Here is a 12,954-nt window from a genome sequence, read left to right on the forward strand (position 1 = left end):
CATCGTGACCGTCACTGAACTCGCGTCGTACGAGGAAGCTCTCGCGACGTACGACCCCGTCATGGGCCTGGAGGTCCATGTCGAGCTCGGCACCAGGACCAAGATGTTCTGCGGCTGCTCCACCGAGCTGGGGGCCGAGCCCAACTCCCAGACCTGTCCCACCTGTCTGGGCCTGCCCGGCTCACTGCCGGTCGTCAACGCGATCGGCGTCGAGTCGGCCATCAAGATCGGTCTCGCGCTGAACTGCGAGATCGCCGAGTGGTGCCGCTTCGCCCGGAAGAACTACTTCTATCCGGACATGCCGAAGAACTTCCAGACCTCGCAGTACGACGAGCCGATCGCCTTCGACGGCTATCTGGACGTGCAGCTGGAGGACGGCGAGACCTTCCGGGTGCAGATCGAGCGCGCCCACATGGAGGAGGACACCGGCAAGTCGCTGCATGTCGGCGGCGCCACCGGCCGTATCCACGGCGCTTCCCACTCGCTGCTCGACTACAACCGCGCGGGCATCCCGCTCATCGAGATCGTCACCAAGCCGATCGAAGGAGCGGGCGAGCGCGCCCCCGAGGTCGCCAAGGCGTACGTCGCCGAGCTGCGCGAGCTGATCAAGGCGCTGGGCGTCTCCGAGGCCCGGATGGAGATGGGCCAGATGCGCTGCGACGTCAACCTGTCGCTGCGGCCGCACGGTGTGGAGAAGCTCGGGACGCGCTCGGAGACGAAGAACGTCAACTCGCTGCGCTCGGTCGAGCGTGCCGCGCGCTACGAGATCCAGCGCCACGCCGCGGTGCTCGGCTCCGGCGGGTCGGTCGTGCAGGAGACCCGGCACTTCCACGAGGAGGACGGCTCCACCACGGCCGGCCGCATCAAGGACAACGCCGAGGACTACCGGTACTTCCCGGAGCCCGACCTGGTCCCCGTCGCGCCCGCGCGCGACTGGGTCGACGAGCTGCGCGGCGCGCTTCCCGAGCTGCCGCGGGTACGCCGCAACAGGCTGCGTGAGGAGTGGGGCGTCTCCGAGTTCGACATGCAGTCGATCCTCAACGCCGGTGCGCTGGACCCGATTCTGGCCACCATCGACGAGGGCGCCCCGTCCGACCAGGCGCGCAAGTGGTGGATGGGCGAGCTGGCCCGGCACGCCAACGAGAGCGGCCGTGACCTGGCCGCGCTGCCCATCACGCCCGGCCAGGTCGCCCGGGTGGCCGAACTCGTCGCCGCCGGTGATCTCAACGACAAGCTGGCACGCCAGGTCATCGACGGTGTGCTCGCCGGTGAGGGCGGTCCGGACGAGGTCGTCGAGAAGCGCGGTCTCAAGGTCGTCTCCGACGACGGCGCCCTCGGCGCGGCCGTGGACGAGGCCATCGCGGGCAACGCCGCCATCGCCGACAAGATCCGCAGTGGCAAGGTGGCCGCCGCCGGTGCGCTCGTCGGCGCGGTCATGAAGGCCACGAGGGGACAGGCGGACGCGGCGCGCGTCCGTGAGCTGATTCTGGAGAAGCTCGGCGCCGAAGGCTGAACCGCCCACGCACGGTCGCACGGGGCCGCGCCCCGGACTCCGCCCGGGCGCCGGGTGAGGCGATCGCAGGCCCGGCCTGAGATCACCTCACCCGGCGCCGCGGGACACGGAGTTCCGGGGCGCGGCCCCGGCCCGCTCCCACCGCGGAGCCCGCTTCCACCACGGAGCACGTCCTGAACACCGTCCCCGCCGAGATCCTCTCCGTAGCGCTGCTCCTCGGCGTGCTCGCCTTCGCCGTCACCCGCCCCCAGGGCCGGCCGGAGGCGGCAGCCGCCGTGCCCGCGGCCGGACTCGTGGTCCTTTTGGGCGCTGTATCGCCCTCCGAGGCCTGGGAGCAGACGCGCACCCTGCTGCCCGTGGTGGCCTTCCTCGCCGCCGTGCTCGTGCTCTCCCAGCTCTGTGCCGACGACGGGCTGTTCGACGCCGCGGGCGACTGGGTGGCGCGGGTCTGCGGCGGCCGCCCGGTGGGGCTGCTCGGCGGTGTCTTCGTGGTCGCCGCCGTGGTGACCGCCGTCCTCAGCCTGGACGCCACCGTCGTCCTGCTCACGCCCGTGGTCTTCGCGACAGCCGCGCGGGTCGGGGCCCGGCCGCGCCCGCATGTCTACGCCTGCGCGCACCTCGCCAACTCCGGCTCCCTGCTGCTGCCCGTCTCCAATCTGACCAATCTGCTGGCGTTCTCCGCGAGCGGTCTGACCTTCACCCGCTTCGCCGCTCTGATGGCCTTGCCGTGGGGGGCGGCCGTGGCGGTCGAGTACGCCGTCTTCCGCCGCTTCTTCGCCACCGACCTGGCCGCCCCCGCGCACCCGCCCGAGGAGGCGGAGCGGGCCGAGATGCCGGTGTTCACCCTCGTCGTCGTCGCTCTGACGCTCGTCGGCTTCGTGGTCACCTCCTTCGCGGGCGCCGAACCTGTCTGGGCCGCGCTCGCCGGGGTGCTGGTGCTCGGTGTCCGCGCGCTGCGCCGTCGACGGACCACCGTCACGGGCCTGGTGCGCGACGCCAACCCGTTCTTCTGCCTGTTCGTGCTCGCGCTCGGGGTCGTCGTGAAGGCGGTCGTCGACAACGGACTGGGCGACGGGATCGGGCAGTTGCTGCCCGGCGGTGCCGCACTGCCCGCCCTCCTCGCGGTGGCCGGGACCGCTGCGGTCCTCTCCAACGCCATCAACAACCTGCCCGCGATCCTGGCGCTGCTGCCGGTCGTCGGCCCCGCCGGGCCCGGACCGGTCCTCGCCGCGCTGATCGGCGTGAACCTCGGGCCCAATCTGACGTACGTGGGCTCGCTCGCCACCCTGCTGTGGCGCCGCATCATGACCGAGCACGGGCAGGAACCCCGGCTCGGCACCTTCTCCCGGCTCGGCCTGCTGACCGTACCGGCGACGCTGGCCGTGTCAACGGTGGCGCTGTGGGGAGCGCTGCGGGTCATCGGCGTCTGACCGGCGGGCTCCCCGATCCGGCGGGCTCCCCGATCCGGCGGGCGCCCCGGGCCGGCGTACTCTCCCGGCCGGAGGACTCTCCCGGACCGGCGGCCCCCGAGACCGGTCAGCGCAGGCCGATGTCCCCGCGCAACTGCTCCAGTTCCCGCCGGTCCCGCTTGGTCGGCCGGCCCGTGCCCCGGTCGCGCACCGGGATGTCCAGCACCGCTTCCCGGGGCGGGGGCGGCGGGCTGTTGTCCACGTAGCACTCGGCCGCGACCGGCGGACCCACCCGCTTGCGGACCAGGCGGGACACCTCGACGATCCGCTGGCGTCCCGCGTGGAACAGCCGCACCTCGTCGCCCGCCTGCACGGCGTGGGCCGGCTTGACGCGCTCGCCGTTGAGGCGGGCGTGACCGGCCCGGCAGGCGGCAGCCGCCTGCGCGCGTGTCTTGGTGAGGCGCACCGACCAGATCCAGGTGTCGAGCCGTACGGTCCCCTCTTCAGCAGCCATACCCCGACCTTACGGCGGCGCGGACCCCTGTGACTAACCCCACGAAACAGTCAATTGATCACTTTTCGATGCCAGAGTGATGCGCCGAAGGTCTGCACTCTTTACGGTTTATTCCCGTTAAAGGCTGATGAACCACCCAGGTCTGATGAACCACCCAGGTCGACCCCGAGGGAGCAGTCCGTTGGCAGCCGTCGCGCGATGGTGCATCAGGCACCGCCTGCTGGCCGTTCTCCTCTGGCTCCTCGCCCTCGGCGGTACCGCGGCGGCCGCGGGACTCGCGGGCTCCGCGTACTCCAACGACTACGAAGTGCCGGGTACGGAGTCCGGGCGGGCCACCGCCCTGCTCGACCAGGGCTTCCACGGCCTGGGCGGCGACAGCGACACCATCGTCTGGCACACCGCGCAGGGCAGTGTCCGCGCCTCGGGCGTCGAACAGCGGATGACGCAGACTCTCAACAAGATCGGCGACCTCCCGGGGATCTCCTCCGTCGGGGCGCCGCGCACCAGCGCCGACGGGCACACCGCCTATGCCGTGTTCACCTTCGGCGCGCAGTCCGACGAGATCCCCGAGCCGCAGGTCAGGGCCGTGGTCGACACGGCGAAGGCGGCCGAGGCCCACGGGCTCCAGGTCGAGCTGGGCGGCAGCGCCATAGCGCTCACCCAGACCACCGGCGTGCACCTGAGCGAGGCCATCGGGGTCGGTGTCGCCGCGCTGGTGCTCTTCCTCGCCTTCGGCGCCTTTGCCGCGAGCCTGCTGCCCATCGCCACCGCCCTGGTCGGCGTCGGTACCGCGTACGCGGGCATCGAACTGCTCGGGCACGTCATGACCGTCGCCGACTTCGCGCCGATGCTCGGGATGCTGATAGGGCTCGGCGTCGGCATCGACTACGCGCTGTTCATCGTGACCAGACACCGCAAGGCACTGCGCCGGGGGCTGCCGGTGGCCGACGCGGTGACGCACGCGGTGAGCACGACGGGCCGCGCCGTCGTCTTCGCCGGGGCGACGGTCTGTATCGCCCTGCTCGGCATGCTCGTGCTGCGGCTGGACTTCCTCAACGGTGTCGCCGTCGCGGCCTCCTTCACGGTCGTCCTGACCGTGCTCGCGTCGGTGACCCTGCTGCCCGCGCTCCTCTCGTTCATCGGAATGCGGGCGCTGAGCCGCCGTGAGCGCGCCCGGCTCGCTGAGCGCGGCCCGCAGCCCGACGTGCCGGGCGGCTTCGCCGCGCGCTGGGCGGCTTTCGTGGAGCGGCACCCCCGGGCACTCGGCGCACTCGCCGCCGCGGTGATGCTGGTCCTCGCGCTGCCCACCCTCGGGCTCCATCTGGGCACGTCCGACCAGGGCAACAGCCCGGCGGGCTCGACCACCCGGCAGGCGTACGACCTGATCGGCAAGGGGTTCGGGCCCGGAGCCAACGGCCCGCTCACCCTGGTCGCGAAGCTGGACGGCGCGGGGGACCGGGTGGCGATGGACGCGATCCCCGCCCGCCTGCGTACGACCACCGGTGTCTCATCCGTGAGCCCGGTCACCTACAACGGCAGCGGTGACACGGCCCTCGTCACGGTCGTCCCCGAATCGGCCCCGCAGTCGCAGCGGACCAGCGACCTCGTCGACCGGCTGCGCACCGACATCCTTCCCCGGGCCGAGAGCGGGACCTCGCTCGCCGTCGATGTCGGTGGTGTCACCGCGAGCTACGACGACTTCGCGAAGGTGATCGTCGGCAAACTTCCGCTCTTCGTCGGTGTGGTGATCGCGCTCGGCTGTCTGCTCCTGCTGCTGGCGTTCCGCTCCCTCGGTATTCCGGTCAAGGCCGCGGTGATGAACGTGGCAGCGGTGGCCTCCGCGTTCGGGGTCGTCATCGCCGTCTTCCAGTGGGGATGGGGGAGCGAACTGCTGGGGCTCGGCAGGGCGGGACCCATCGAGCCCTTCCTGCCGGTGATCATGGTCTCGGTGCTCTTCGGGCTCTCCATGGACTACCAGGTCTTCCTGGTCAGCCGGATGTACGAGGAGTGGCGTGAGACCGGCGACAACCGGCGTGCCGTCCGGATCGGCCTCGCCGAGACCAGCCGTGTGATCAACTCCGCGGCCGTCATCATGATCTCGGTCTTCCTCGCCTTCGTGCTCAGCGGCGACCGGGTCATCGCGATGTTCGGGATCGCCCTCGCCGCAGCTGTCGCGCTCGACGCCTTCGTCCTGCGCACACTCCTGGTCCCGGCCCTGATGCACCTGCTCGGCCGGGCCAACTGGTGGCTGCCCGGCTGGCTGGACCGGCGGCTGCCCCGGATCAGTATCGAGGCGCCCGCCCCCGGTGCCCGTGCGAGGATTCCGGCGGAGCGCACGCCCGTGGTGGAGGAGAGTCATGTTCGCGATATCGCTCGGTGACGGCGCCGAGCTGGGGCCCCTGGAGCCCTGGCAGGCAGAGGAGTACCTCGCCCATATCGACCGGGGGCGCGACTTCATCGGTCAGTACATCAAGCTGACCGACGTGGCCGTGGACCTCCCGTCGGCGCGGGCGTTCCTCCAGTCGTACGCGGACAGGCAGGCGGCGGACGGCGGCCGGATCTTCGGCATCAGGCTGGACGGCACGCTGGTGGGAGGGGTCCTTTTCCCGCACTTCGACGCCGCGACGGGCTGCTGCGAGGTCGGCTGCTGGCTGGAGCCCGCCGCGGTGGGACGCGGACTGATCACCCGCGCCGCAGGACTCCTCATCGACTGGGCGGTGGACGTGCGCGGGATGCACCGCGTCGAATGGCAGGCCGCCCGCGGGAACACCGGCTCCGTCAACGTCGCGAAGCGGCTCGGAATGGTGCACGAGGGCGTCCTGCGGCAGAACCACCTCCATCGGGGGACCCGGTACGACACCGAGGTCTGGGCCCTCCTGGCGTCCGAGTGGAAGGCGCACAGAGAGCATTAAGCCCGCTCTCAGAAAGTGCCCCTAGCGTGCGCCGTATGAACGCCACCACCAAGACCGACACGACCGACGACTCCGCCGCCAAGGTGCAGGACGCCGAGGCCGAAGAGGCCGCGGCGGAGGCGACCGCCGAGGACAACGACATCGACGCGGACGAAGCCGCGGCGGAGGCCGCAGCCGAGGAAGCGGCCCAGGAGGCCGAACTGGCGGGGAACAGCCCCGCTGCCGCCCGCCCCGGGATCGGCGCGGGCGCGGCGGCCGTCGTCGCCGCAGCGCTCGGCTTCGTCGGGCTCTCCGGCAGCTGGATGGGCAAGGTGCTCTCCGAGCGCGAGACCCTGACCGGCCAGCTGAAGCTCTCCCAGGGCGCCAGCGCCTCGCAGCAGATCCACGAGGTGTACGCCGACTCCTGGCACACCACCGCTCTCGTCAACGGCGTCTTCGCACTGCTGGCACTGATCGTCGGGGCCCTCGTACTGGCCCGTCCGTTCTTCAGCTTGCCCGTCCGCCGGCAGGCCGTCTGGGTCCGGGCCGTCTCCTGGGGCGCTGTCGGCGTCGCCGTCATCGGCCTGATCGTCGCCGTCGGCATGTACTTCGACCTGTTCGCCGCGCTCCCGTCCGCCCCCGCCACCGCGCCCGCACCAACCCAGTAAAACCGCAGGACCGGAACCTGTAAGGCATCCCCGAGGGGGCCTGGGCCGTACGTAAGCACTCACGTACCGCGCCTAAGGCCCCCTCCGCCATGAGGATCGGGCACTCGCCCGATGCGGCGAACCCCCCTGGGAGACGAGAGTCGAGGCATCGAAGGAAGCCGCGACCGGCCTCCGCCCACAGGGGAGAACATCATGATCCAGCAGGACCTCCAGAAGGCCCACGCCGCCGACCTCACCCGACGCGCCGAGGCCGGACGGCTCGCAGCCCAGGCACTCAAGGCCCGCAGGGCCGCCCGCCGTTCCGGCCGGGACGACACGGAGGGGAAGGTGAGGGCACTGCGCGACCTGTTCGCCCACGCGGCCTGATGCACGGCGCACCGCCCGGCCCGGACCGCACGTCGGCAGACGGCACCCCTCGTACGGGTGCCGCACTGTCCGACCCCTGTGCCATGCTCGGCCCTGTGGAGATCACCTCGGTCAGCCCGGTATTCGTCGGTCGCGCCGATGAGTTGGCCGCCCTCGGCGAAGCGCTCTCGCGCGCCACGGCAGGGGAGCCGCAGGCGCTGCTCATCGGAGGAGAGGCCGGGGTCGGCAAGACCAGACTCATCGAGGAGTTCACCGAGGGGGCGGGCCGCACCGGGGCCGTCGTCGCGGTCGGCGGCTGTGTCGAGATCGGCGCCGACGGCCTTCCGTACGCCCCGTTCTCCACCGCCCTGCGCGCACTGCGCCGCCGTCTCCCCGACGAGATGGCCGCGGCGATCGAGGGCCAGGAGGGCGAACTGGCCAGAATCCTGCCCGAATTGGGGGAGACCGGCAGACGGACGGACCACGAGGACGGCACGGCACGGCTCTTCGAGCTGACCTCACGGCTGCTGGAGCGGATAGCCGCCGACCGTACGGTGGTACTGGTCCTGGAGGACCTGCACTGGGCCGACGCATCGACGCGCCATCTGCTCGCCTATCTCTTCCGGACCCTCAGCAGCGGGCGCCTCGTGGTCGTCGCCACCTACCGGGCCGACGACATCCACCGCCGCCATCCACTGCGCCCGCTCCTGGCGGAACTGGACCGGCTGCGTACGGTCCGCCGGATCGACCTGGCCCGTTTCACCCGGTCCGAGGTACGCCTCCAGCTGACCGGCATCCTCGCCGCCGAGCCGGAACCGGCGCTGGCCGACGAGATCTTCGCCCGCTCCGACGGCAATGCCTTCTTCGTCGAGGAACTGGCCGTCTGCACCGGCACCGGTGCGGTGTCCGGGATCAGCGACTCACTGCGCGACCTGCTGCTGGTCCGGGTCGAAGCCCTGTCCGACCACGCCCAGCGGGTTGTCCGGTTCGCGGCCGAGGGCGGCTCGACCGTCGAGTATCCGCTGCTCGCCGCCGTGACCCGGCTGTGCGAGGACGAGCTGATCGAGGCGTTGCGGGCCGCTGTCGGGGCCGGCATCCTGATCGCCGCGCCGGACGGCGCCGGTTACCGCTTCCGCCACTCCCTGGTCCGTGAGGCCGTCAGTGACGATCTGCTGCCGGGCGAGCGTTCCCGTATCAACCGCCAGTGCGCGGAGGCGCTGGAGGCCGACCCCTCGCTCGTACGGGCCGACGCGCGCACCACCCGGCTCGCCGGCTACTGGTACTACGCACACGACGCGGCGAAGGCCCTGCCCGCCGTACTGCTGGCCTCCGCGGAGGCCCGTCAGCGCCACGCCTACGCCGAGCAACTGCGGCTCCTGGAGCGGGCGATGGAGCTGTGGGACAGTGTGCCCGCCGGTGTACGGGAGGGGCTGCGGCCGATGGACTCGGCCGACGCCTACCCGGTCTGCGGATGCGATCCCGGGACATCCGCACCCTCCGCGGTGCGCTATCTCGACCTGCTCGCCGAAGCGGTGGTCGCCGCGCGCTGCTGCGGTGAGCGCGAACGGGCCCTGAAGATCGCCAAGAAGGCCCTGCGGATCATCGACGGCGGCGCCGACGACGCTCTGCGCGCCGCCTGGTTCTGGACCGAGCGGGCCAAGCTGGAACAGAGCCTGGCCCGGGGCAACGGCTGGCGGGAGATCGCCGCCGCCCAGGAGCTGGTGCGGGGGCTGCCGCCGTCGGCCGTCCACGCCCAGGTCCTCGCCACCGCGGCGGGCTGGGCGATGCTCCATGAACCGGGACCCGACAGCTTGTCCGCGGCCGAATGCGCCGTGGACTACGCCCGGCTGGTCGGCGCCGAGGAGACCGAACTGAACGCCCGCCTCACCCTCGGCGGCCTCCTGATCGACTCCGGCGATGTCGAGACCGGGCTTGCCACCATGCGGGCGGCCCTCCGGCGGACGGCCGAACTCGGCCTGGTGTCCGAAGCCTGCCGCGCCCACACCAACCTGATGTCGCACCTGGAGGCCATCGGCCGATCCGACGAGGCCGTCGATGTGGGGACCGCCGGGGTCGCCCTCGCGGGCAAGTACGGCCTGCGGGACCAGGAGGCATGGGTCCGGAGCAACCTGACCGACTCACTCTTCGCCCTGGGCCGCTGGGGCGAGGCGTCGGCCTGCGCCCAGTGGGTGCTGAGGGGCGCGCAGAGCGCCAAGCCCCGGGGGAACGTCTGTCTGCGACTGACGGATCTGGCGCTGCTCCGCGGCGAGCGGACCGAGGCGGCCGGGCACCTCGCGTCCGCCCGGGCCCACTTCGGCACCCATGACCCGATGCCCCAGCACGCCATCCCCCTGGCCAGACTCACCCTGGGGATCCTGGCCGCCCAGGGCCGGCCGGCGGAGGCCCGCGAGGTCCTGGCCGACACCGTGGCGGCCGGATTCCCTCCCGGCACCCAGCGGTACGGCTGGCCACTGCTTCTTGCGGCCGCCACCGCCGAGGCGAACACCCGCGGCCTGCCGGCGGCCGAGCCGGGCCGCGCGCAGGCCCTGGCCCTCATCCGCGCGACAGCGATGCGGCTCGCCACCCCCGTACCGCTCTGGGCGGCCTACGCCCTCCATGTGAGCGCCGAGTTGGCCCGAGCCGACGGTCGCGACCGGCCGGAGCACTGGAGCGCCGCCGCCGAGGCCCTGGAGCCGCTGGAACGGCCTTACGAGCTGGCGCAGGTGCAGGTCCACTGGGCCGCCGCCCTGCTCGCGCATGGCTCCGCCCGGGAGCCCGACCGTGAACGCGCGGCGCGGCTGCTCCGCGGCAGTCTGGCCACGGCCGATCGGCTGGGCACCCGCCCGCTGGCCGAGGAGATCGGATTGCTCGCACAGCGGGCCAGACTCCCGCTCACCGAAGCCGCGGACGACCACCCCCGGCCCGCTGCCGCACGGAAGGGCGTGCGCAGCCCGGTCGACGACTTCGGCCTCACCAGCCGTGAGCAGGACGTCCTGCGGCTGGTCGCGGCGGGCCGCACCAACCGGCAGATAGCCGAGACGCTGTTCATCGCACCCAAGACGGCGAGCGTGCATGTCTCCCACATCCTGGCCAAGCTCGGTGTCACCGGCCGTGGGGAGGCCGCCGCACTGGTCCACCGGCTGCACCTCTTCACCGACTCCGGCGTCGATACGGCAGGCTCCACGGACGCGGCAGGTGCAGCGGGCACATCAGATGCAGTGGGCACAGCAGATACAGCGGTCCGTGTGCCGGAGAACGCCGTTCAGGACACCGCGGGGGTTGGCTGAGGGTGCGGGCCGGCTGGGTGGCCCGAGCCGCCTCAGCTGTCCGCTCCTCTCGGCCGGCTGCTGTTCTCAGCCGTCCTCCGCCCTCAGCGGGCGGGGTCGTCCGCTGACCGGCTTCGGCCACGAGAAGGGACAGCCAGCCCCTCAAGAGCGGTCCGCATGGCGCTCGGCCGACAGATCAGGAAGGCGCACCGGACAGGACGTTCACCTGGCCGCTGTCGAGTGAGTAGTAGGCGCCGACCACGGCCAGGGAGCCCTTGGCCACAAGGGGGGCCAGATCCTTGTTGGAGCGCAGACCGGCCGCGGTCAACCTGACCTGGGCGCGGGCCATGGTCTCGGTCGGGTCGGCGCCCCCTTCCCGGACTGCCTGTTCGTACGCGGGCTGCATGGCCTTGACGATCGCCTGCAGGTTGCCGGGCAGCGGTTTGCCGTCACACAGGGACGTGTACGCCGCCTTGATGGCTCCGCAGCGCTGATGCCCGAGGACCACGATGAGGGGGGTGCCACTCGTCATGGGCCCGTACTCGACGGAGCCGGTGACGACCGGGCCGACCGCTTCTCCGCCCGTGCGCATCACGTAGAGGTCGCCCAGGCCGGTGTCGAAAAGGAGCTCAGGAAGTACCCGGAGTCGATGCACGAGAGGACCGAGCCGAAAGGCTCCTGCTTCTGGGCCAGGAGCCGGCACCGGCAGGGCACTCGTGCTGGTGCAGGTCGCCGGGCCTCAGATGGGATCGGGCCCCACTCCCGGCGCTGGTGGCCAGGCCTCCAACGGGAGCTGGCCCTACGCCTGCCCCCGCCCATGCCCCTGGTGCTGGTCCTCGTGCCGGCCCTCGTCCTGGCTCTGGTCCTCGTCCTGGCTCTTGTCATTGGGCCGGATGGTCACTGTGCCCGAGTCCAGGTCTATCGGGCCGCGTCCCGGATCGCCGTCGTTGAGATCGACGCGGGACAGCTCAAGCCGCTTGTTCTCGTCCTCGGTGTGCTTACGCCCAGGTGCGAAGAGCTGCTCTATCAGGTTGAACATCCAGACCCCCTGGGGGTGAGCCCCGGCCGGGCTCCCGTGCGGTGAGCCCTCCTCAGCGTAACCCCGGCTACTTCACCTCCAGCTGAAGGATCCGGTCGTCCCCGGCCTTGGGCCTGCCCCGTGAGTCGGTGTTGCTCGTGACCAGCCACAGCCTGTCCCCGCCTGCGGAGACCACGGTGCGCAGCCGCCCGTACCTGCCCTGGAGGAAGGCCTGCGGCCGGGCCGACGGCTTGTCGCCGTCGAGCGGGATCCGCCACAGCCGCTCGCCGCGCAGGGACGCCATCCAGAGGGATCCCTCGGCGTAGGCGATACCACTCGGGGAGGCGTCCGCCGGCTTCCACTGCTCCACGGAGCCAGTGAAGGCCCCCTTTCCTGCCTTGCCCTCCACTTCCGGCCAGCCGTAGTTCTTCCCGGGACGGATCAGGTTCAGCTCGTCCCAGGTGTCCTGGCCGAACTCGTCGGCCCACAGCTGCCCGTCCGTGTCCCAGGCGAGGCCCTGCACATTGCGGTGCCCGTAGGAGTAGACGACGGAGTCGGCCCAGGGATCGCCGTGCACCGGCTGTCCGTCCGGTGTCATCCGGAGGATCTTGCCGCCCAGCGACTTCCTGTCCTGGGCCAGGCCCCGGTCGCCGGTCTCGCCGGTGCCCGCGTAGAGCATCTTGTCCGGTCCGAAGGCGATGCGTCCGCCGTTGTGAAGGGCTCCCTTCGGGATGCCCTTGAAGACCGTGTCGGGTGCTCCCAGCTGCTGCCCAGTCGGCTGCTTCGCGTCGTAGAACATACGCGCGATGCGGTTGTCGGAGGTGGTGGTGAAGTACGCGTACACCAGGTGGTCCGAGGCGTACGTGGGGGAGACCGCTATGCCCAGCAGCCCGCCCTCACCGGCAGGGGCCACCCCCGGGACCTTTCCGACGGCCGTCTTCCGGCCGGTTCCGGCATCGACCTTGATGATCGTCCCCCGGTCGCGTGAGGAGACCAGCAGGTCCCCCTCGGGGAGGACCGCGACCCCCCACGGCGAATCGAGACCCGTGGTGAGGGTCGAGACGATCTTCACCGCCCCCTTCGCCGGTGGGACGGCCCGGGACGGAGAGGGCGACGCGGAGGTGCCCGTGTGCGGCCCTGGGGCGCGGGCCGTGCCCGGTGGGCCATCGCCGCCCGCGGTCGAGCACCCGACGGCCGACAACAGCAGGACCGAGGCCAACACGGCTGTCACAGCTGGACGTTGCACGGTTCTGATCCCTTCGACGACGGCACAGCTACTGTTCATACACCGCAGGCCCGTCGCCGGTTCCCACTCCGGTCCGTACAGCTC

At 71.6% G+C, this 12,954-nt stretch carries 11 protein-coding genes; 7 read left to right on the plus strand and 4 right to left on the minus strand.

What is annotated here, in order from left to right; genetic code table 11:
• The first annotated feature begins 4 nt into the window (after window positions 1-4).
• Window positions 5-1,513, plus strand: coding sequence for an Asp-tRNA(Asn)/Glu-tRNA(Gln) amidotransferase subunit GatB (gatB, locus tag ACWGKJ_RS04925; RefSeq protein ID WP_385017708.1), 1,509 nt, complete (start codon window positions 5-7; stop codon window positions 1,511-1,513).
• A 173-nt stretch (window positions 1,514-1,686) separates the two neighbouring features.
• Window positions 1,687-2,943, plus strand: a complete 1,257-nt coding sequence (locus ACWGKJ_RS04930; protein WP_385017839.1) for an SLC13 family permease — start codon at window positions 1,687-1,689, stop codon at window positions 2,941-2,943.
• A gap of 106 nt (window positions 2,944-3,049) precedes the next feature.
• Here ACWGKJ_RS04930 and ACWGKJ_RS04935 read toward each other — a convergent pair whose 3' ends face one another.
• Complete coding sequence (locus tag ACWGKJ_RS04935) at window positions 3,050-3,436, minus strand: RNA-binding S4 domain-containing protein (RefSeq protein WP_385017711.1); 387 nt, start codon at window positions 3,434-3,436, stop codon at window positions 3,050-3,052.
• A gap of 181 nt (window positions 3,437-3,617) precedes the next feature.
• On the opposite strand from ACWGKJ_RS04935, the gene ACWGKJ_RS04940 reads away from it, so the two are divergent.
• From ACWGKJ_RS04940 to ACWGKJ_RS04960, 5 genes are all read left to right on the plus strand, one after another.
• The gene (locus tag ACWGKJ_RS04940) at window positions 3,618-5,816 is read left to right on the plus strand and encodes an MMPL family transporter (RefSeq protein ID WP_385017714.1); all 2,199 of its coding nucleotides are present in this window, start codon (window positions 3,618-3,620) and stop codon (window positions 5,814-5,816) included.
• On the plus strand, window positions 5,794-6,348 hold the full coding sequence (locus tag ACWGKJ_RS04945) for a GNAT family N-acetyltransferase (RefSeq protein ID WP_385017717.1): 555 nt from the start codon (window positions 5,794-5,796) through the stop codon (window positions 6,346-6,348). Before ACWGKJ_RS04940 ends, ACWGKJ_RS04945 begins: the two co-directional genes overlap by 23 nt.
• A 35-nt stretch (window positions 6,349-6,383) precedes the next feature.
• The gene (locus ACWGKJ_RS04950) at window positions 6,384-6,995 is read left to right on the plus strand and encodes a hypothetical protein (RefSeq protein ID WP_385017720.1); all 612 of its coding nucleotides are present in this window, start codon (window positions 6,384-6,386) and stop codon (window positions 6,993-6,995) included.
• A 192-nt stretch (window positions 6,996-7,187) separates the two neighbouring features.
• Entirely contained in the window at window positions 7,188-7,361 is a 174-nt protein-coding gene (locus tag ACWGKJ_RS04955; protein ID WP_385017722.1) for a hypothetical protein, read from the plus strand.
• An 83-nt stretch (window positions 7,362-7,444) separates the two neighbouring features.
• Window positions 7,445-10,627, plus strand: coding sequence for a helix-turn-helix transcriptional regulator (locus ACWGKJ_RS04960; protein WP_385017725.1), 3,183 nt, complete (start codon window positions 7,445-7,447; stop codon window positions 10,625-10,627).
• A 175-nt stretch (window positions 10,628-10,802) separates the two neighbouring features.
• On the opposite strand, the gene ACWGKJ_RS04965 is transcribed toward ACWGKJ_RS04960, so the two are convergent.
• From ACWGKJ_RS04965 to ACWGKJ_RS04975, 3 genes are all read right to left on the minus strand, one after another.
• Entirely contained in the window at window positions 10,803-11,261 is a 459-nt protein-coding gene (locus ACWGKJ_RS04965) for a carbonic anhydrase (RefSeq protein WP_385017727.1), read from the minus strand.
• Window positions 11,262-11,405: 144 nt separating this feature from the next.
• A complete protein-coding gene (locus ACWGKJ_RS04970) occupies window positions 11,406-11,645 on the minus strand; it encodes a DUF6191 domain-containing protein (protein WP_385017730.1) in 240 nt (79 codons plus the stop codon).
• A gap of 67 nt (window positions 11,646-11,712) precedes the next feature.
• Window positions 11,713-12,909: a PQQ-dependent sugar dehydrogenase gene (locus tag ACWGKJ_RS04975; RefSeq protein WP_385017733.1), complete on the minus strand. Its 1,197-nt coding sequence runs from the start codon at window positions 12,907-12,909 to the stop codon at window positions 11,713-11,715.
• Window positions 12,910-12,954: the final 45 nt, after the last annotated feature.

The sequence above is a fragment of the Streptomyces sp. NPDC054757 genome, assembly GCF_053612185.1.

Bases quoted from the DNA above. Each gene is read 5' to 3' on its own strand.
- ACWGKJ_RS04935 (WP_385017711.1), bottom strand. From the start codon at position 3,436: ATGGCTGCTGAAGAGGGGACCGTACGGCTCGACACCTGGATCTGGTCG.
- ACWGKJ_RS04945 (WP_385017717.1), top strand. From the start codon at position 5,794: ATGTTCGCGATATCGCTCGGTGACGGCGCCGAGCTGGGGCCCCTGGAG.
- ACWGKJ_RS04950 (WP_385017720.1), top strand. From the start codon at position 6,384: ATGAACGCCACCACCAAGACCGACACGACCGACGACTCCGCCGCCAAG.
- ACWGKJ_RS04955 (WP_385017722.1), top strand. From the start codon at position 7,188: ATGATCCAGCAGGACCTCCAGAAGGCCCACGCCGCCGACCTCACCCGA.
- ACWGKJ_RS04960 (WP_385017725.1), top strand. From the start codon at position 7,445: ATGCTCGGCCCTGTGGAGATCACCTCGGTCAGCCCGGTATTCGTCGGT.
- ACWGKJ_RS04970 (WP_385017730.1), bottom strand. From the start codon at position 11,645: ATGTTCAACCTGATAGAGCAGCTCTTCGCACCTGGGCGTAAGCACACC.
- ACWGKJ_RS04975 (WP_385017733.1), bottom strand. From the start codon at position 12,909: ATGAACAGTAGCTGTGCCGTCGTCGAAGGGATCAGAACCGTGCAACGT.